Source organism: Streptomyces caniscabiei, assembly GCF_014930365.1.
GTDB classification, from domain to species: Bacteria; Actinomycetota; Actinomycetes; order Streptomycetales; family Streptomycetaceae; genus Streptomyces; species Streptomyces caniscabiei.
The window spans coordinates 38,213-56,809 of sequence record NZ_JABXWI010000014.1 but is presented as its reverse complement, the minus strand read 5'-3'; the positions used below and the strand labels follow the sequence as shown (position 1 = coordinate 56,809).

Annotated in this window: 15 protein-coding genes; 12 read left to right on the top strand and 3 right to left on the bottom strand. The window is 73.5% G+C overall.

Annotated elements, in window-relative coordinates; translation table 11 throughout:
* The first annotated feature begins 119 nt into the window (after positions 1-119).
* The 5 genes from HW837_RS33845 to HW837_RS33825 all read left to right on the top strand — a co-directional run bounded on the left by HW837_RS33845 (position 120) and on the right by HW837_RS33825 (position 8,926).
* Positions 120-2,366 (top strand): bifunctional glycosyltransferase/CDP-glycerol:glycerophosphate glycerophosphotransferase, encoded by a 2,247-nt coding sequence (locus HW837_RS33845; protein WP_045560718.1) that lies wholly within the window; start codon positions 120-122, stop codon positions 2,364-2,366.
* Between the two features lie 185 nt (positions 2,367-2,551).
* Positions 2,552-4,774 carry a bifunctional glycosyltransferase/CDP-glycerol:glycerophosphate glycerophosphotransferase gene (locus HW837_RS33840; protein WP_193381157.1) on the top strand — a complete coding sequence of 741 codons (2,223 nt, stop codon included), beginning with the start codon at positions 2,552-2,554 and terminating at the stop codon, positions 4,772-4,774.
* 4 nt (positions 4,775-4,778) lie between these two features.
* A complete protein-coding gene (locus HW837_RS33835) occupies positions 4,779-7,001 on the top strand; it encodes a bifunctional glycosyltransferase/CDP-glycerol:glycerophosphate glycerophosphotransferase (protein ID WP_193381158.1) in 2,223 nt (740 codons plus the stop codon).
* Complete coding sequence (locus HW837_RS33830; protein ID WP_234442697.1) at positions 6,998-7,273, top strand: hypothetical protein; 276 nt, start codon at positions 6,998-7,000, stop codon at positions 7,271-7,273. The genes HW837_RS33835 and HW837_RS33830 overlap by 4 nt, the downstream gene beginning before the upstream one ends.
* A 39-nt stretch (positions 7,274-7,312) precedes the next feature.
* Entirely contained in the window at positions 7,313-8,926 is a 1,614-nt protein-coding gene (locus tag HW837_RS33825) for a hypothetical protein (RefSeq protein ID WP_237270491.1), read from the top strand.
* A gap of 74 nt (positions 8,927-9,000) precedes the next feature.
* On the opposite strand, the gene HW837_RS33820 is transcribed toward HW837_RS33825, so the two are convergent.
* A complete protein-coding gene (locus HW837_RS33820) occupies positions 9,001-9,414 on the bottom strand; it encodes an organic hydroperoxide resistance protein (RefSeq protein WP_045560721.1) in 414 nt (137 codons plus the stop codon).
* Between the two features lie 129 nt (positions 9,415-9,543).
* Here HW837_RS33820 and HW837_RS33815 point away from each other — a divergent pair, with 129 nt between their 5' ends.
* The 7 genes from HW837_RS33815 (at position 9,544) to HW837_RS33785 (ending at position 17,342) form a co-directional block, all read left to right on the top strand.
* Positions 9,544-10,059: a MarR family winged helix-turn-helix transcriptional regulator gene (locus HW837_RS33815; RefSeq protein ID WP_045560722.1), complete on the top strand. Its 516-nt coding sequence runs from the start codon at positions 9,544-9,546 to the stop codon at positions 10,057-10,059.
* A gap of 134 nt (positions 10,060-10,193) precedes the next feature.
* Entirely contained in the window at positions 10,194-11,813 is a 1,620-nt protein-coding gene (locus HW837_RS33810) for a glycosyltransferase family 2 protein (protein WP_045560723.1), read from the top strand.
* Positions 11,814-11,876: 63 nt separating this feature from the next.
* Complete coding sequence (galE, locus tag HW837_RS33805; RefSeq protein WP_193381159.1) at positions 11,877-12,872, top strand: UDP-glucose 4-epimerase GalE; 996 nt, start codon at positions 11,877-11,879, stop codon at positions 12,870-12,872.
* Positions 12,873-13,022: 150 nt separating this feature from the next.
* Positions 13,023-13,457 carry a DUF6507 family protein gene (locus HW837_RS33800; RefSeq protein WP_045560725.1) on the top strand — a complete coding sequence of 145 codons (435 nt, stop codon included), beginning with the start codon at positions 13,023-13,025 and terminating at the stop codon, positions 13,455-13,457.
* Complete coding sequence (locus HW837_RS33795; RefSeq protein WP_193381160.1) at positions 13,454-15,895, top strand: hypothetical protein; 2,442 nt, start codon at positions 13,454-13,456, stop codon at positions 15,893-15,895. Before HW837_RS33800 ends, HW837_RS33795 begins: the two co-directional genes overlap by 4 nt.
* Complete coding sequence (locus HW837_RS33790) at positions 15,895-16,272, top strand: toxin-antitoxin system YwqK family antitoxin (RefSeq protein ID WP_045560727.1); 378 nt, start codon at positions 15,895-15,897, stop codon at positions 16,270-16,272. Before HW837_RS33795 ends, HW837_RS33790 begins: the two co-directional genes overlap by 1 nt.
* A 113-nt stretch (positions 16,273-16,385) precedes the next feature.
* Complete coding sequence (locus HW837_RS33785; protein ID WP_193381161.1) at positions 16,386-17,342, top strand: ADP-ribosylglycohydrolase family protein; 957 nt, start codon at positions 16,386-16,388, stop codon at positions 17,340-17,342.
* A gap of 10 nt (positions 17,343-17,352) precedes the next feature.
* Here HW837_RS33785 and HW837_RS33780 read toward each other — a convergent pair whose 3' ends face one another.
* Together HW837_RS33780 and HW837_RS33775 are read right to left on the bottom strand one after the other, a co-directional pair.
* Positions 17,353-17,823 (bottom strand): DUF6174 domain-containing protein, encoded by a 471-nt coding sequence (locus HW837_RS33780; RefSeq protein ID WP_045560729.1) that lies wholly within the window; start codon positions 17,821-17,823, stop codon positions 17,353-17,355.
* A gap of 116 nt (positions 17,824-17,939) precedes the next feature.
* A complete protein-coding gene (locus HW837_RS33775; RefSeq protein ID WP_045560730.1) occupies positions 17,940-18,578 on the bottom strand; it encodes a TetR/AcrR family transcriptional regulator in 639 nt (212 codons plus the stop codon).
* Between the last annotated feature and the right edge of the window lie 19 nt (positions 18,579-18,597).

Genomic DNA, 18,597 nt, shown 5'->3' with positions numbered 1-18,597 from the left:
CACCCGAATTCGCACCCGTGCGCCCCCAACTCCCTTGAGAATCCCCCGTATGGAACACGCACCGTAACCAAATCATCCCATCGGCCGTTTCCGGGCAGTATGCCCGCGCCGACCCATGGATGTCCTCCTTGCCCAGGTTCAGTGTCATCGTTCCCGCGTACAAGGTTCAGGCGTACCTGCACGAATGCCTGGATTCTGTGCTGTCCCAGTCCTTCACCGACCTCGAGGTGATCGTCGTCGACGACGCCTCGCCCGACAACTGCGCGGCGATCGCCGACGAGTTCGCCGCCCGCGACCCCCGGGTACGGCGCACGGTGCGCCTGCGGGAGAACGCGGGGCCCGGCGCCGCCCGCAACAAGGGGATGGAGTACGCCAGGGGCGACTACCTCCTCTTCCTCGACGCCGACGACACGTTCACGCCGGGCGCGCTCCAGGCGATCGCCGACCGGGTCAAGGAGAGCGGCGAACCGGACGTCCTCGTGCATGACTTCGCGCGTGTCTCCTGGTCGGGCGAGCCGGTCCACGACACGCGTGACCGCCGGCTCACCGAGCAGGGCCCGGCCCCGTTCCGGCTCGACGACCGCCCGGGTCTGCTCACCGTCCGCTCCGCGGCCTGGAACAAGGCCTGCAAACGGGAGTTCGTCGAGGACCACGACTTCCGTTTCCCGCCCGGCGCCTACGAGGACACGGCGTGGTCGTACCCCGTCCTGATGGCGGCGGAGTCCGTCGCCACCCTCGACCGGGTCTGTGTCCACCACCGCCGTCGCCGCCACGGCAGCCTCCTCGGGTCGACTACGCACAGTCACTTCGATGTGTTCGGGCAGTACGACCGGGTGTTCGCCTACGTCGACGAGCGGCCGGAGCTGGCGCAGTGGCGTCCGGTGCTGTTCCGGCGCATGGTCGACCATCTCACCTCCGTGTTCTCGGGGGGCCACCGGCTGCCGCGCGAGGCGCGCGCCGAGTTCCTGCGCACGGTCCGCGCGCACTGCGCCCGCTACCGCACCCCTGGCGCACCCCTGCGCGCCCGCGCCCGGCTCCGGCACGCGCTCCTGCGGCTGGGCAGCCCGCGCCTCTACCGCGCCCTGTGGGCCGGAGCGCGGCTCGGCCGGGGCGCCGGACGTCTGGTGCGGGGCCTGGCCGGGCTGTTCCGCGCCGTCGGACTGCGCCTGCACTACCGCCTCCAGCGCCTGCTTCCGCTGCGCGCGGACCGGGCGGTGTTCGCCGCGTACGGGGGCCGGGGGTACGAGTGCAGCCCGGCCGCCCTGGAGAACGCGTTCCGGACGTACGTCCCCTCGATGCGCACCTCGTGGGTCGCGCGCCCGGAGCACCACCACACGCTCCCGGTGGGAACCCGGCGGGTGCTGCCCGGCTCGATGGCGTACTGGACGGCGCTCGCCCGCTCCAAGTACCTGGTGAACAACGCCGACTTCGACCGCCGGCTCGTCAAGCGGCGTGGCCAGGTGCTGTTGCAGACCCAGCACGGCACCCCGCTCAAGCACATGGGGATCGACCTGCGGGACCGGCCGGCGGCGGCGCGCGGCACGGACTTCGAGGAAGTGCTGCGCGGCAGCGACCAGTGGGACTACGTCCTGTCCGGCAACCGCCACTCCACGCTCGTCTGGGAGCGGGTCTACCCCTCCCCGTTCACGACCCTCGAATACGGCTCGCCGCGCAACGACGTGCTGCTGAGGGCGACTTCGGCGGACGTGGCCCGGGTGCGCGAGCATCTCGGGGTGCCCGAGGGGGCGGTCGCCGTCCTGTACGCCCCGACGCACCGCGACTACCGGCACTCGCAGCGCGCCCACCTGGATCTGGAGCGGGTGCTGCGCAAACTCGGGCCGCGTTTCGTCGTCCTGGCCCGGGCGCATCACGCGTACGACTCCCCGCTGACCGATCTGGCGCACGGCCGGCTGCTGGACGTCACCGGGTATCCGAGCGTGGAGAACCTCTGCCTCGCCTCCGACGCGCTGATCACGGACTACTCGTCACTGATGTTCGACTACGCCAACCTCGACCGGCCCATCGTGATCCACGCGGAGGACTGGGAGGCGTACGAGGCGGCGCGCGGGACGTACTTCGATCTGCGGGCGTGCGCGCCGGGGGCGGTCGCGCGCAGCGAGGACGAACTGATCGACATCTTCGCGACGGGGCACTGGCGGGGGTCGCGGTCGGCGCAGCTGCGGGCGGCGTTCCGGGAGCGGTTCTGTCCGTACGACGACGGGCGGGCGGCGGAGCGGGTCGTGCGGCGGGTGGTGCTGGGGGAGCGTGTGCCGCCGGGTGACGTCGTTCCGCTGGGTGAGCGGCATCCGGTTCCGTCCGCGGCGAGTGCGCGGGCGGGGGCGGCGGACGAGTTGCTGGGGACGTAGGCGTCTCCCCGCCCCCGCCGCCCCTACCCGTCCCCATCCCCAGGGGCTGCGCCCCTTCGACCCCCATACGTCCGTCCGGTGGGGGCTTCTCGCGCAGTTCCCCGCGCCCCTGATGGCCTCCGGCCATCAGGGGCGCGGGGAACTGCGCGAGAAGCCCCCACCCACCCGCACCCGGAAAGGAAAGAATGCCCCGCTTCAGCATCATCGTCCCCACCTACGGCGTGGAGGGGCGGCTGCCCCTCGCTCTGGAGTCCGTGCTCGGTCAGCCGTTCGGTGACTTCGAGCTGATTCCGGTGCACGAGGCGGCCGCCGACTCGCCGGGCGGGGCGATCAGCGCCGCGTACGCCGTCAGGGACACCCGTGTCGCCCCGGTCGAGTCACCGCCGGCGGGCGGGCTGAGCGCCGCCCGCAACGCGGGACTCGCGGCCGCGCACGGGTCGTACGTGCTGTTTTTGGACGGGGACGACACGCTCGCGCCGGGCGCGCTGCGGGCGATCGCGGACCGGCTGGACGAGACGGGCGACCCGGACGTCCTGTACTTCGCGCACGAACGGACGCACTGGTGGGAGGGCGGCACCACCGTCGTGCGCCCGGCCGGTCCGGACGCCCCGGCGTGGAGCGCGGCCTACCGCCGGGACTTCCTCGGCGAGCGCCAACTCACTTTCCCCATCGGACATTTCACCGACCTCGGCTGGAACGGCCTGGTCGCCCTCGCCGCCGACCGCACGGCCGAGCTGCCGGACACGGTCTGTGTGCGTCATCTGCTGCGCCGGCAGGGCAGCCGGCTGTACGCGCCCGGCGACCACCAGCTGGAACTCCTCGACCAGGTGGAGCTGGTGCTCGCCCGGGCGGCGGCCGGGCAGGGGCTGTCGGAGGCGCTGTTCGGGCGGCTGTTCGCGATCGTGCTGCGCGGTCTCGCGCACCCGGAGCGGCTGCCCGCCCACCACCGCCGCGCCTTCTTCCGCCGCGCCACCCACCTCTACGGCCTCCACCGCCCGGCCGGCTTCTGCCCGCCCGCCGGCCGCCTCGGACTCCAGCACCGGCTGCTGGCGCGTGGCTCGTACGCCGGGTTCCGGGTCCTGCACGCCGCCCACCGGGCCGCCTCCGTGGCGCCGGCGGCGCTCCCCCGCCCCCGTACGCCCCTGGCCCGCGCCCTGAACGCCGTCCAGCGCCGTCTGCCGCTGGACCGGAACCTCGCCGTGTACCGCGCGCACCCGGGCCGGGGCGTCGGCGGCGACCTCGTCGCCGTGCAGGCGAAGGTCCGCGACCTCGCCCCGCGGGTCCGCTCGGTGTTCCTCGTCGCGGCCGACGCGGTGGACCGGGTCCCCCGGGGCGTCGAGCACGCCGTGCTCGGCAGTCCGCGTGCCGGGCGGCTGCTGGCCCGCGCCGCGTACGTCGTCGACGACGGCGCCCTCACCGACACCCTCGTCAAGCGTCCCGGCAGTGTCCACCTCCGGATCCCGCCCGGCACCCCGCTGAAGGCGACCGGCCTGGACCGGTCCGCGTATCCGGTGGTGGCCGCCGGGGCGGACGGTCCCGCCGCCGCGAAGGCGCTCCTCGGGCAAGCGGACCGCTGGGACTTCGTCCTCTCCTCCAACCGGCACACCACCGAGACCTGGGAGCGGGCCTTCCCCGGCGGGTACGCGCACCTGGAGTACGGCTCTCCGCGCAACGACGTCCTCTGCGCGGCCACGGCCGACGACGTGGCGCGCGCCCGGCGCGCACTGGGTATCCCCGAGGGCGTGAAGGCCGTCCTCTACGCCCCCACCCACCGCGACCACGCCCCGGGGCGCGAGGCCCGGCTGGACCTGGAGGCGTTTCGCGAGGCGGTGGGCGAGGAGTTCGTGGTGCTGCTGCGGGCACCCCGCCGCTCCGCCGCCGTCGTCCCTCGCGGGAGTGGCGGGCGGATCATCGACGTCACCGCGCACCCTTGCGCCGAGGAGGTCTGCCTCGCCGCCGACGCGCTGATCACCGACTACGCGTCCCTGATGTTCGACTACGCCCACCTCGACCGGCCCATCGTGATCCTCGCGGACGACTGGGAGGTGTTCCGGGAGACCCGGGGTGTCTGCCTCGATCTGCCGGCCGCGCCGCCCGGTCATGTGGCGCGTACCGAGCGGGAGTTGGCGGACCTGTTCCGGGACGGCTCGTACGCGGACGGGGAGGCCGGCGCGCTGCGGGCCGCCTTCCGGGAGCGGTTCTGCCAGTTCGACGACGGGCGCGCGGCGGAGCGGGTGGTACGGCGGGTGTTCCTCGGGGAGCGGCCGGAGACGCTGCCGCCGGTCCTGCCGCTCGCCGAGCGCTCACCGGCACCGGCGTCGGCCCCGACCCCGACCCCGATCCCGACTCCGACCCCGACTCCGGCCCCGACTCCGACTCCGACCGCCGCGACCCTCGTCAGGAGCTGAGGACATGCCCCGATTCAGTGTCGTCGTCCCCGTCTTCGAGGTCCGGGGGCAGCTGCGCGAGTGTCTCGACTCGGTCCTGGAGCAGTCGTACGGGGACGTGGAGCTGATCGCCGTCGACGACTGCTCGCCGGACGCCGGCGGCGAGATCCTCGACGCGTACGCCGCCCGCGACGCCCGGGTGCGCGTGCTGCACCTGCCCGCGAACGTGGGTCCGGGCCGTGCCCGCAACGCCGGACTGCCCTATGCCACCGGGGACTTCGTCCTCTTCCTCGACGGCGACGACACGCTCGCGCCGGGCGCCCTGCGCGCGCTGGCGGACCGGCTGGACGAGGCCGGGGACCCCGATGTGCTGGTCTTCGACCACGTCCGCGCGTACTGGTGGGGCGAGACGCGCCGCGACGCCGGCGGGCGCCTGCTGAGCACGGTGGGCGCGGGGACCTTCACGCTCGCGGAGCGTCCGGAGATCCTCGACCTGCCCACGGTCGTGTGGAACAAGGCGTACCGGCGGGAGTTCCTGGAGGCACACGGCTTCCGGTTCCCGCCGGGCCACTACGAGGACACGGCCTGGACGTTCCCGGTGCTGCTCGGCGCCGGGCGGATCGCCACGCTGGACCGGATCTGTGTGTCCTGCCGGCAGCGGCCGCGGGGCACCCTCCTGTCCACCACCGGACGGGGCCACTTCGACGTGCTCGACCAGTGGGAGCGAGTCTTCGCCCATGTGAACGCCCGCCCGGACCTGGCGAGTTGGCGCACCCGGGTGCGCGGCGCGATGGCGGGCCACTGCCTGGACGTCCTCGCCGCGCCGGACCGGGTGCCCCCCGGCGACCGGGCCGAGTTCTTCCGCCGGGCGGCGGGGCTGTACCGCAAGCACCGGTCGGGCGACGCGTCCCCGGCCCCCGCGCACCCGGTGCTTGAGGGCGGCTGGGCCGCCTACCGTGCCCGGCGGTGGGCGGCCCGCGCCCGAACCGCCCTCGGTGTGCGCGGGGAGCGGCTGCGGGCGGCCGGCGCCGAGTGGATCGGCCGGGGCTGGTCGCTGGCCCACGAGCGGCTGCCGCTGGACCCGAACCTGGCCCTGTACTCGGCGTTCTCCCATGGCGGGGTGCTGGGGGACCCGGCGGCCGTGTACCAGGCCGCCCGTGAGTTCGCGCCGCACGTCCGGGGCGTGTGGGTGGTGCGTCCGGAGCGCGTGGCGGCGCTGCCGCCGGGCGTGGAGCATGTGACGCCGGGCTCGCCCGAGTATCTGCGGCTGGCCGCGCGGGCGACGTACTTCGTCGGCAACGCCGACTGGCCCGGCGCCCTCACCAAGCGGCCCGGCAGCGTGCACGTCCACACCCATCAGGGGACCCCGCTGAAGTTCATGGGCGCCGACCTGCTGCACAAGCCGGGTGCCCGGCTCGGCGTGGACGTGCCGGGGATGCTGCGGCGGGCCGACCGCTGGGACCACAGCCTGGTCGCCAACCGCCACTCCGAGCTGGTGTGGAGCAGGGCGTACCCGTGCGGTTTCACCTCGCTGCGCACCGGCAGTCCGCGCAACGACGTCCTGGTGAACGCCGGTCCGGGCGGCGGCGCGGCGGTCCGTGAGCGGCTGGGCGTGCCGGCCGGCCACACGGTCGTGCTGTACGCGCCCACCCCCCGTGACTACCGGCGCGGCGGCCATGTCGAGCGTTTCGACCTCGCCCGGTTCGCCGCGGACCTGCGGCGCAGCCTCGGCGAGGCGCTCACCCTCGTGGTCCGACTGCATCCGTCGCTCGCGGACGGCCCGGCGCGCGGGTTCGGGCTCGCCGAGCTGCACCGGCGGGGTGTCGTGGTGGACGCCACCGACGAGCCGCACGTGGAGGAGCTGATGCTGGCCTCCGACGTCCTGGTCACGGACTACTCGGCCCTGATGGTCGACTACGCCAACCTGGACCGCCCGATCGTCGTCCACGCCGACGACGTGGACGCCTTCGCCGCGAGCCGGGGCCTGTACGTCGACCTGGTCGCCGACCCGCCCGGCCATGTGTCCCGCTCCTACCGGGAGCTCACCTGGCTGTTCGACTCCGGGCAGTGGCGGGACCGGGAGTCGGCGCGGCTGCGGGCGGGGTTCCGGGAGCGGTACTGCGAGTTCGACGACGGGCGGGCGTCCGAGCGGGTCGTCCGGACCCTGATGCTGGGTGAGCCGGCGGGGGCGGTGCCCGCGCCCCGGCCGGCCGCCTCGCGGGCGGCCGCCGCCTTCCCGTCGTCATGAGGGCGCCCACGGCCGGCGGGCGGGCGCGGGTCCTCGCGACGCGCGCGCGGGCGTGGGTGCTGCTGCTCGCCGCCGTCTTCGCGCGAGTGGGGGCGTCGGCAGCTGACCCGGCCGCTGTTCCTCGCCGCTCTGCTGGCGGGCGCGTGGGGCGCGCTGCGGCAGCGGCCGGTGTCCGGCTGGTTCGTGCTCGCCGCCGTGTGCTCGGGCTGCCCCTGCTGCTGGAGCGGATCACCACCCCCCTCGACTCACTCGATGTGGTGACCGCGAGCTGAGCCGTTGACCCTCCCGGCACTACCGGGAATACACGGCAAATGCCTGATACAGCCCAAACCTCTCTCAATGTCGGTGCGGAGTGGCAGGTCCGGCGCAGGCGGCGTGCCGCGCTCGGGGCCACCGCGCTGCGCGGCGGCCGCACCTGGCTGTCCCGGCGACCGACCCCGTACGTCGTCGCGGGCGCACTGTTCTGGCTGGTCATGACGTGGGCGTACTGGCGCGTACCCCTGTGCTGCGACGCCGGTCAGCACGCGGCGGTCGTCGAGCGGCTGCGCTGGGACCTGCTGCACCCGGCCCACCCGACCGCCGATCTGCCGGGCGCGGGCAGCCCGTACTACTCCCCGTACACCGTCGCGCAGGGCGTGCTCGCGCGACTGACCGGGCTGAGCGGCTGGGCCCTGGTGAAGCTGGCCGGGCCGGTGAACCTGCTGGTGCTGCTCACCGGGATCGGCCGTTTCGTGCGCGTGCTGACGCCCCGGCCGTGGGCGCCGGTCCTCGCGGTGCTGTTCATGACGCTGCTGTGGGGCACCGAGCGGATCCTGTGGAGCGGCTTCCTCGGGCTGATGTCGCTGACCTTGAACCTCGGTTACCCGTCGGCGTTCGCCACGGGGCTGACGTTCTGGGCCTGGGCGTGGACGGGGGCACGCGCGCGTGGCGGCCATCGCGCCGGGCGGGTGCGGTACGTCGGGCCCGGCGGCCTGGCCGGCGTCTGGGCGTACGCGGCGCTCGGGGCGCTGTACGGGCTGATCCTGCTGGTGCATCCGATCACGGCGGTGGCCGCGCTGGCCGGGGCCGCGGCGATCGTGGCGGCCCGGCAGGGCGGATGGTCGCGGCCGGTGGCGGCCCGGTGGGCGGCGGCGGGTGCCGCCGGCCTGGCGGTGGCGCTCGGCTGGCCGTACTACGCCGTCCTGTCGCTGGCCGGGCACACCGGCCTGGACGGGGTCCACCGCCTGCTGTACGAGAGCGCGGCGGGCAACCTCTGGCTGGCGCTGCTCGGGCTGCCGGCGCTGTGGGCGCGGGCGCGCCGGTCGCCGCGCGACCCGCTGGTGCTGATGTGCGCGGCGGAGTGTCTGGTGATGGCGTACGGCTGGGTCAGCGGGCACTACACGTACGGGCGGGTGCTGGCGCTCGCGGCGGTGCCGGCGCAGGTCGCCCTGGCGGTGGAGCTGGCGGCTCCCCGGCCGTGGGGGTGGGCCCGGCGGGCCCTGGGCGGGGCCGCCGCCGTCGGTGCCTGTGTGGGCTTCCTGACCGTCCAGGCGGGGGCCGTGGTGCCCCGGGCACTGGACCCCGTCGGCTTCGCGCAGCCGCCGCGCCAGCCTTCGTACGACTGGGCGGCGCGGCATGTGCGGGCGGGCGAGGTGCTGATCACCGACGGGTACTCGGCGGCCCGCGCGCTCCCCGGGTACGGGGTGAACATGGCGGCGCCGACCTGGCCCGATCCGGCGCTGGCGGAGGACGAGCGGGCGCGGCGGCACGCGGAGGTGCGGGCGTACCTGGATCCGGCGTCGACGCGGGAGGGGCGTACGGCCGTCGCGCGGCGGTACGGGGTGCGGTGGCTGGTGCTCTCCCGGCGGCAGAAGGTGCCGGAGGAGGCGGTGGTCGTGGACTGGAGCCCACGGACGGGAGAGGTGCTGGCGCGGATCGCTCCGTAGGGGGAGTGGTACGGAGCGATCCGCGCGACAGCGGGGGATGTCACACCCGGGCGGCGGGGCCGCGTGGAAGACGACTACTCGACGACCAGCTCGACCGGCATGTTGCCGCGGGTGGCGTTGGAGTAGGGGCAGACCTGGTGGGCCTGCTCGACGAGCTTGCGGCCGGTGGCCTCGTCGACGGTGTCGGGGAGCTCGACGCGGAGGGTGGCCTTCAGGGCGAAGCCCTCGCCCTCCTTGCCTATGCCGACCTCGGCGGTCACGGCGGCGTCGCTGACGTCGACCTTGGCGGCGCGGCCGACGAGGCCGAGGGCGCTGGCGAAACAGGCCGCGTAGCCGGCGGCGAAGAGCTGCTCCGGGTTGGTGCCCTGGCCGTTGCCGCCGAGCTCCACCGGGAGGGCCATGTCGAGGTCGAGCTTGCCGTCGTTGGTGACGGCGCGACCATCGCGGCCGTGGGTGGCGGTGGCGACAGCGGTGTAGAGCGCGTCCATGGGAGAACCATCCCTTTCACAGGTCATCTCACGTCCGGCGGTCCGGTCCGACCGCCGTTCACGGACTCCAGTAGAGCACACAATTCAATTGCCCACAACTAAATGGCGGACAGGAGTTACCCTGGAGTCATGACCAAGAGCCCCGCCCCGACGCCCGAGGGGATCTCCGCGGAGATCTCCGGGCAGGTCTCCGAGGAGGACTTCCTCCGCCTCGACCGGCAGATCTGCTTCTCCCTGCACGCCGCCTCGCGCGCCTTCAACGGCGTCTACCGCGTGGTCCTCAAGGACCTGGGGATCACCTATCCGCAGTATCTGGTGCTGCTCGTTCTGTGGGAGCAGGGCGAGCTGCCCGTGAAGAAGCTGGGCGAGCATCTGCGCCTCGACTCCGGGACCCTCTCGCCGCTGCTCAAGCGCCTGGAGGCGGCCGGTCTCGTCCGGCGCGAGCGCAGCGCGCGCGACGAGCGCTCGGTGGTGGTGCGGCCGACCGAGGAGGGCGCTGCCCTGCGGGAACGCGCTCTGGCCGTGCCCCGCCGGATCGTCTCCGCGACCAGCCTGGACATCGAGGAGATCCGCGATCTGCGCGACCGCCTGGACCGCCTCACGGCCGCGCTGGACGACGCGGCACTCGCGGAGCCCGCCGGGTGACCGTCGGCACGCCGACGGAATCCGACAACGTCATACGGAACCCCAGCCTCCCGCCCGCCATCTTCCCCACGGGGCCGCGAAGCCGCCCGTAAGGGAAGATTTGCACACATACCTCTCACAGGTGCGGGGCAACCATGGCTCTTCAGCAGGCGCAGGTCTCCGTCGTCGTCATCGGGTACGACGACGCGGCCCATGTGGCGGACGCCGTGCGCTCGGCCCTCGCACAGGGGCCGGCGGTCCGTGAGGTGATCGCCGTCGACGACTGCTCGACGGACGGCAGCGCGGAGCTGCTGGAGCGGCTCGCCGAGGACGAGCCCCGGCTGCGGGTGGTCCGGCGCACGGTCAACAGCGGCGGCTGCGGCACGCCGCGCAACACCGGCCTGGACGTCGTGACCGCGCCGTACGTGATGTTCCTGGACAGCGACGACGTCCTGCCGCCCGGTGCCGTGGACGCGCTGCTGGCGGCGGCCCTGGAGCACGACGCGCCGGTCGCGTCGGGGCTGTGCGTGCGCAGGGAGCTGCCGTCGGGCCGGGAGACCCCCTGGCAGCCGGAGCTGTACGCCCGGCGCACGCTGGTGGAGCACTCCTCCCAGCGCGCACGCCTGGTGCAGGACACCCTCTGCGTCAACAAGCTCTACCGCACGTCCTTCCTGCACGAGCGCGTCATCCGTTTCCCCGAGGGCCGCTTCCCCTACGAGGACTTCGTCTTCGGCGCGCGCGTCCTGGCCGCAGCGCCGCGCGTCGCGCTCGTCCCCGACCCGGTCTACGTCTGGCACGTGCGCCGGTCGGCGGCCCGGCTGTCCATCTCCCTGGACCGCTCCGACATCGCCAACTGGCGGGCCCGCCTCGACGCCGACCGGCTGTCGTACGACATCCTGCTGGGCGCCGGCGAGAAGGGCCCGGCCCGGGCCACCCGGACCCGCTTCCTCGACCACTCCCTGCGGATGTACGCCCGCGAGCTGGACCTGCGCGGCGCGGAGTACCGGCGCGAGTGGTGGACGCTCACGCGCGGGTACCTGGCCACCTTCGACGAGGCCGACTTCGCGCCGGCGCCCGCGCCCGGCCGGGTCGTCGCCCGGGTGATCCTCGCCGCCGAGGAGCCGCGCGACCTGCCCCGTCTCAAGGAGATGTCCGCCCGCCCCGCCCGGCTGACCCCGCCCTACGCACGCGCGGGCGACGGCACACCCGTCTGGTCCGCGGACCTGCCGCAGGTGGAGCTGGACCATCTCCTGGTCCGCCCCGTCGAACTGCTGCCCGCCGCCGTCGACGCCGAACTGCGGCCCCGCGCACGGGGAACGGTGCTCCGGCTGCGGCTCCACGAGCTGTACGGGCGGATGGCGGAGGCGGGGCCCCGGACCGTGGAGGCGGAGTTCACCGAACGGACCGACGGACGGGTGGGCTTCACCGGCACGGCGCCCCTGCGGGCCGAGGCGGAGGGCGACAGCGGGCCCGACGCGTCGGACGTCGACAGCTGGACGGCGGAAGTGCCGCTGGATCTGGCGGCGTTGGGCAACGGCACCTGGGACCTGCGGCTCCGCCTGCGGTTCGCGGACGGCAGCCGCCGCGAGACCACCGCGCACGCCCTCGCGGGCGCCGGGCTGCTGCGACGGAGCGCACTGCCGAGCGTGCGCCACGGGGTGCTCCTGGTGCAGCCGTACGCGACTCACGCGGGGGCGCTCGCGGTACGACTCGCGCCCGGTTGGCGAGGTTTGACCGAGGTCGTCCGCCGTCGCCTCACACGCCTGCTTCACTGAGAGCCGACGCGATTCCACCAGCAACCCAGCAACATCGTCTTGACTACGAGGGGACGGTCGTCCATGACCTGGCTGATCACCGGTGGCGCCGGATACATCGGGGCGCACGTGGTGCGCGCGATGCTCGACGCGGGCGAGGCGGCCGTCGTCTACGACGACCTGTCCACCGGGGTCGCCGAACGGGTGCCCGACGGCGTCCCGTTGGAGATCGGCTCCACCCTCGACGGAGAGCGGCTGGCCCGGGTGATCCGCGACCGGCACATCACCGGCGTCGTCCACCTCGCGGCGAAGAAGCAGGTCGGCGAGTCCGTCGACCTGCCGCTGCACTACTACCGGGAGAACGTCGAGGGCCTGCGCACCCTGCTGTCGGCCGTCACGGACGCCGGGGTCGCGTCCTTCGTCTTCTCGTCCTCCGCCGCCGTGTACGGCATGCCGTCCGCCGCGCGGGACGGGGACCTCGTCACCGAGGAGAGCCCGTGCGCGCCGATGAGCCCGTACGGCGAGACCAAGCTGGTCGGCGAGTGGCTGGTCCGGGCCACGGGCCGGGCCACGGGCCTGTCGACGGCCTCCCTGCGCTACTTCAACGTGGCCGGCACGGCCACCCCCGACCTGGCCGACACCGGCGTCTTCAACCTCGTCCCGATGGTCTTCGAGAAGCTCTCCGAGGGCGCCCCGCCACGGATCTTCGGCGCCGACTATCCGACCCCCGACGGGACCTGCGTCCGCGACTACATCCATGTCGTCGACCTCGCGGAGGCCCATGTGGCGACCGCGCGGCGGCTGCGGGAGGCGCCGGGCACGGACCTCACCCTCAACATCGGCCGCGGGGAGGGCGTTTCGGTGCGCGAGGTGATCGACCGGATCAACGCGCTCACCGGTCACGACCTGCCGCCGGTGGTCGTGGACCGGCGGCCCGGCGACCCCGCGCGCGTCGTCGCCTCGGCGGACCGGATCGCCGCCGAGCTGGGCTGGAAGGCGCGGTACGGCGTCGAGGACATGATCTCCTCGGCCTGGGCGGGATGGACGCGGCGGACGGAGCGGCAGCAGCGCCTGCTGTGACGGAATCGACGCGGAGCGGGAACTGTCCGGTGCCGTTTGCTCGTGTGTACTAGGGGAGGCCGACGAGGAGTTGCTCGGCGGCGACGAGGAACTCCTCGGCGAACGACGTACGTACGACGTGTCCGACAGGGCGTTACGGGGGTAGCGACGATGCCGGCTTGGGACATCGATCCGATCAACGTGCAGACCACGCTGAAATCGACCGGTGAGGCGGCCGGCGGCCTGGAGAAGGCCGCCAACTCACTGGTGACGAACATGGCGAGCGCGGCCGAGTCCGCCGGGACGGCCGTACCGGGCGGGCAGTTCAGCGGCCCCATGATCGGGCCGGTGGCCACGGGCACGCCCCGGGTGCCGGTCGGACCGGTCGCGGCGGCGCTGAGCCAGTACCTCCAGGAGCGGCAGCAGAAGCTGGCGTACATGGCGCAGCGGACCATCGACTCCGTGCAGGGCGCGGCCGACGCCACCAACGCCTATGTCACCGGCGACCTGGACATGGCCGCCACGCACCAGGCCAACGCGCTCAAGGCGACCGTCGTACCGCCACCGCCGGGTGTCGACGGGAACGGCGGGCAGGGGCCGAAGTGAGCGACGACATCCCCGTCATCCCGGAGGAGGTCCCCGAGTTCACCGGCGATCTGGAGCAGCTGGACCTGGGCATCGCGGGCGTCCGCTCGGCCGGCACCTCCCTGAAGGACTCGGGCTCGGCGATCCACACCCGCTTCGGCGGCCTCTCCGCGTACTACAAGGCGCCGGAGGCGGAGGCGCTGTTCGCGACGACCGCGCCGGTGGCGACGAAGGGCGAGGAGTTCGCCACCGAACTGGAGACCGTGGCCTCGGCGCTGGACACGTACGCCGCCGCCGTCGGCCCGCTCAAGCAGAAGTTCGACCAGCTGCGGCGGGACGCGATCGCCTTCCGCGCGAAGATCGAGGGCGACGACGAGTGGCGCGCCGACGGCGACCTCGTCGAGGAGAACAACAACCGCCGCTCGGACATCAACGCCGCGTACGCCGCGTTCCAGGCCGCCGAACGCGACTGCTACAACAAGATCGTCGCGCTGGTCGGCGGCCAGGCGCTCGTCGTCAACGACGGCTCCGACAAAGAGAACATGTACGGCTACCGGGGCGAGGACCTGAACAACGCCGGTGGTCTGCCCTGGGGCGACCCGGTCGAGGAGTCCAACCCCTGGTACTACGTCCACGAGCACGTCTGGGACTTCGCGGTCGGCTTCGTCGTGGACGGTGTCTGGGGCACGATCAAGGGCCTGGGCACGCTGGTCGGGTTCAGCGGCTGGGACGCGGCCGGACAGGCGTGGGTCGGCCTCGGCAAGCTCGCCACGGGCATCCTCATCACGGCCGTACCCGTGGTGGGCACCGCGTACTGGCTGGCCCCCGACGACAAACTGCCGTCCTGGCTGCGTGACTCCCGTACGGCCGTCGTGGAGACCGGCAAGGCGCTGATCGCCTACGACGAATGGGGCAAGAACCCCTCCCGGGCGGCCGGCGCGGTCACCTTCAACGTGCTGACCACCATCTTCACGGGCGGCGCGGGCGGCGCGGTCTCCGGCGCGGGCAAGGCGGGCGCCATCGCCAAGGCGATCTCCTTCGCGGGCAAGGCCGGCAAGATCGTCGACCCGATGACGTACATCACCAAGGGCGTCGGCGCGACGGCGGTGAAGATCGGCGACGTCATGGCGAGCCTGCGCGGCATCACCGACGGCACCCACATCAGGCTCGGCGAGGGCACGTACCAGATCGCCGACGTGCCGAACATCGCCGACGACCTCCCGGCCGGCCTCACCCCCGAGAACAGCGTCCGTATGGAGACGCCCCAGGGCGAGGTCGTCTTCCTCGACACCAAGTCCCTCGTCGTCCACAACGCCGACGGCACGGTCCGCGAGTCCCTGGACGCCATCAGGCACGAGGGAACGGCGGCGGAGCGCGGCGCGGAAGTGCGCACACCGGAGCAGGAGTTGGTCGGGGCCGGCGCCCGCGTCGGCGACGGCGGCACGGGGGCTGTGGGACGGGTCGGGGACGACCTGGGCGGTACCGGCCGGGTGGGCGAGAACGGCCTGCCGGGCGGGCGTGCGGAGAACCTGCCGGGCGGGCGGACCGATGACCTGGGCCGGGGGCCTGCGGGGAGTCATGAGACGCCGGGAACCGGCGGCGGCTCACGGGGAGGCGACGGACCGACCGGCGGCGGCCACGGGCACGGCGAGACGCCGAGCGGCGGTCACCACGAAACGCCCTCAGGCGGGCGTCGAGAAACACCCGCGGGTGGTCACGGCGAGGGTGCTCCCTCGGGCCAGGGCGACCACGTCGACGGATCACACCCGGATTCCGACACCAACCACCGACCGGATCCCCCGGCGTCACCGCCCGTCGACCACATCACCGATCTCCCGGGTGGTGACGGCGTGGTGCCTCCGCCCGGCGCGGGCGAGAAGCTCCTCGCCGCGCTGGACGACACCCAGGTGACACGACAGGACGGACTCATCTCCGAGGTGAACGGACGCCCGGTCGCCGACTACCTGGACGACCTGTCCCGTGACCGGGCCGACGTGTATCTGCAGGCGAAGGACGCCAAGACCTGGCCTCGGGCACAGACCGGAGCGTGCGTCGGCGCCGTGATGGACCTGCGTACCGGGCATGTCGTCGAAGGCATCAACGGTCCCAGGCCGCCCGAATCCATTCCCCTCGCACGGCTGCACCCCACACTGCGGGCTCGCTACGACGAGATCGCCGGCAGCCCGCCGCATCACGCCCCCATCCTCAGCCATGCGGAGGTCAAGGCGGCGAACCAGCTTCTGTGGGCGCGTACGGAGGCAGGCCTCCCGGACGGCCCGGCGGCACTGGCGGAGATGCGGGCCTCGGTCCAGTTCCCGTACATGGCCGACAAGGCGACCGGGCACTACCCGCGGGGCGCGCCGTTCTGTGGTAACTGCAACCATATGTTGGAAGGGGTGCCGAGCAGCCACGGCCGCTACCTCAAGGACCCCCCTGGCCCCGAGAACTGGATTCCCTGATGACCCTTCCCCGCATCGACATCGACGATCCCAAGGTGGATTTCGACGACGGAGAACGCCTCTTCTACCAGGGCGAGCTGTTCACCGGCGAGGTCGTCGAGTACCAGGGCAGCGCGCTCGTCAGCCTGGAGACCTACCGGGACGGGATCGTGGACGGCCCGGTCAGACAGTGGTACGAGGACGGCACCCTGCGCGCCGAAGGGGTCATGCGCGCGGGATTCCCCGTCGGCGAATCCCGCAGATGGCATCCCGACGGCGCTCTCGCCGCCAAGCGGATCACGACCGAGGACGGTCATCACCCCCTGGCGGAACTCGAATGGGACGAGAACGGCGAGCAGACCCTCGCCTGGTACGCGCCGGGGTTCGATCCGGAGTGACTCGACCGCCGACCGATGACGGGAACAGGGGTGAGTCGAAAGCGACACCCCCGCCACCCGCCTCACCCCCACCCCACCCCACGCCCTCCTCACCACTCTCAAGGCAGGCACCCTTGGCCGTATCGGCCGTAGTCGACCCGCAGCGTGCCCTCGGCGCGATCCTCGGCTCCGCCGTCGGGGACGCGCTCGGCGCGCCGTTCGAGTTCGGGCCCGAGGGGGCCTTCTCCGCGCGGTTCCCGAAAGCCGGGCACGGCGGGGAGATGTGCGGCGGCGTGGGCTGGGACCCGGGCGAGGCGACCGACGACACGCAGATGGCCGTGCTCGTCGGGGAGTCGCTCGTCGAACACGGGGGGCTCGAACTGCCCGACATCTTCCGGCGGTTCCAGCGCTGGGCCGTCTCCGACCCCAAGGACATCGGCATCCAGACCCAGGACGTGCTGAACAGCGGCGACCCCTGGGACCTCGCCGCCGCCCGCCACTTCCAGGTGAACCTACGAGCCGCGGGCAACGGCGCGCTGATGCGGGCCGCCACCTCGGCCGTGTACTTCGCGAGGGACGGCCGGGACCGCACCATGGACGCGGCCCGGCGGCTGTCCGCGCTCACCCACGGCGACCCGGCCGCCTGGGAGGGCACCGCCGCCTTCCACGAACTGGTCCGGATCGCGCTGGCCGGCGGCGACCCGCTCGCCGCCGTCCCCGACACCCTCGCCGCACTCCACCCCGACCACCGCACCCGGTACGAGGTCGTCCTCGCCCCCGACTGGCACCCCGAGCAGGCCACGGAGTTCAACGGCGCGGTCTGGCCCTGCCTGGGCTCCGCCGTCTGGGCCGTACGCACGACCGGCTCCTACGAGGACGCCGTACGCGCCGCCGTGGACCTCGGCGGCGACACCGACACGGTCGCGGCGGTGACCGGCGGGCTCGCGGGAGCGGTGTACGGCGCCGAGGCGATCCCGGAGCGCTGGCTGGAGCCGCTGCACGTGCCCCTCCCGGGGTTCGGGGAGCGGGTCCTGCGCACCCCAGAACTCGGCCGCCTGGCTACGGAGTTGGCGACCGGAGCCGCCCACTGACCGTCGGGCCTCAGCCGGCGCCCGGTTCGTAGCCGCTGATGACGTACTCCGCCTCGTCGTCGATGGCGTTCTCGTCCACGTCCAGGGTGATCCGCGCGGGATGCCCGCCGGCGGCGTACTCGACCTCCGCCGTGTCCGCCTGCTCCTGCCAGGCCTTCTCCAGCATGTCCATCAGGTCACCGATCTTGGGGACGCTGCCGGGCCCCTCCCGCAGCAGCCGGCGGCTGTCCTCGTCGAGGCCGACCGCCTTGGTGACCTCGCCGTCCCTGACCGTCACCCGGAACCTCCCCGCCAGGGCCTGTGAGGTCGACGTGAGGGTGTAGACGTACGAGTCGGGCTCCTGCCACATGACGGTGTTCCGTGCCGTGGTGGGCTGCGGCGAGGCTCGGCCCTTCGGTTCGGCGGACGCCCCGCTGTCACAGGCGGCGGTCATCCCCACCGTGCCCACCGTCCCCGCGATCAGCGCGGCGGCCACGAGCACGGAACGAGCACGGGAGCATAAGCGAGTCACAGCGACCCCATTCCTGAGCGACTGTGACTAGGACGCCACCCGCTCGCGGAACGTTCAGCTCCGTAACAGCAGGCCTCCGGCTCGCCTTACAGCGCCCGCAACGCCCCCGCCGTGGCCCGCGTCAGGCCCTCCAGATAGCCCTTCGGCAGCTTCGGCGCGCGCACGACCACCGAGCGCCAGTACAGCGGGCCGGAGATCACGTCCAGCGCCAGGTCCTCGTCCACGCCCGCCCGGATCTCGCCCCGGGCGACCGCCGACGCGACGATCCCCGTGGCCACGCTCTGCTGCCCCTCCCGCAACGCCTTCTGCATCGCCTCGGCGATCTCCGGGTTGCGGGCGGCCTCGGCCTGGAGGTCGGGGATGATCTGGCCGGCGACCGGGTGGCGCAGCGCGCGGGACGTGACCTCGTAGAGCAGCCGGAGGTCGCCCTCCAGCGAGCCCGTGTCCGGCATCGGCAGGCCCTGGACCGCGACCGCCGAGACGAGGTCCAGCACCAGGTGCAGCTTGGAGCGCCAGCGGCGGTACACCGCCGTCTTTCCGACGCCCGCGCGGCGCGCGATGCCCTCGATGGACATCCGGGCGTAGCCGACGGCCGCCAGTTCCTCGAAGACCGCCGTCCGGATCGCCTCCGTCACGTCCTCGCGGAGCACGGCCGCCCCGGCGGGGGCCCGGCGACGCGGCCGTGGCGGCGGCTGCTCCTCGGAGGGTTCGGCGTTCGTCGTCATGGCTCACAGCATAGGCCGT

Bases quoted from the DNA above. Each gene is read 5' to 3' on its own strand.
- HW837_RS33845 (WP_045560718.1), top strand. From the start codon at position 120: ATGTCCTCCTTGCCCAGGTTCAGTGTCATCGTTCCCGCGTACAAGGTT.
- HW837_RS33840 (WP_193381157.1), top strand. From the start codon at position 2,552: ATGCCCCGCTTCAGCATCATCGTCCCCACCTACGGCGTGGAGGGGCGG.
- HW837_RS33835 (WP_193381158.1), top strand. From the start codon at position 4,779: ATGCCCCGATTCAGTGTCGTCGTCCCCGTCTTCGAGGTCCGGGGGCAG.
- HW837_RS33830 (WP_234442697.1), top strand. From the start codon at position 6,998: ATGAGGGCGCCCACGGCCGGCGGGCGGGCGCGGGTCCTCGCGACGCGC.
- HW837_RS33825 (WP_237270491.1), top strand. From the start codon at position 7,313: ATGCCTGATACAGCCCAAACCTCTCTCAATGTCGGTGCGGAGTGGCAG.
- HW837_RS33820 (WP_045560721.1), bottom strand. From the start codon at position 9,414: ATGGACGCGCTCTACACCGCTGTCGCCACCGCCACCCACGGCCGCGAT.
- HW837_RS33815 (WP_045560722.1), top strand. From the start codon at position 9,544: ATGACCAAGAGCCCCGCCCCGACGCCCGAGGGGATCTCCGCGGAGATC.
- HW837_RS33810 (WP_045560723.1), top strand. From the start codon at position 10,194: ATGGCTCTTCAGCAGGCGCAGGTCTCCGTCGTCGTCATCGGGTACGAC.
- galE (WP_193381159.1), top strand. From the start codon at position 11,877: ATGACCTGGCTGATCACCGGTGGCGCCGGATACATCGGGGCGCACGTG.
- HW837_RS33800 (WP_045560725.1), top strand. From the start codon at position 13,023: ATGCCGGCTTGGGACATCGATCCGATCAACGTGCAGACCACGCTGAAA.
- HW837_RS33790 (WP_045560727.1), top strand. From the start codon at position 15,895: ATGACCCTTCCCCGCATCGACATCGACGATCCCAAGGTGGATTTCGAC.
- HW837_RS33775 (WP_045560730.1), bottom strand. From the start codon at position 18,578: ATGACGACGAACGCCGAACCCTCCGAGGAGCAGCCGCCGCCACGGCCG.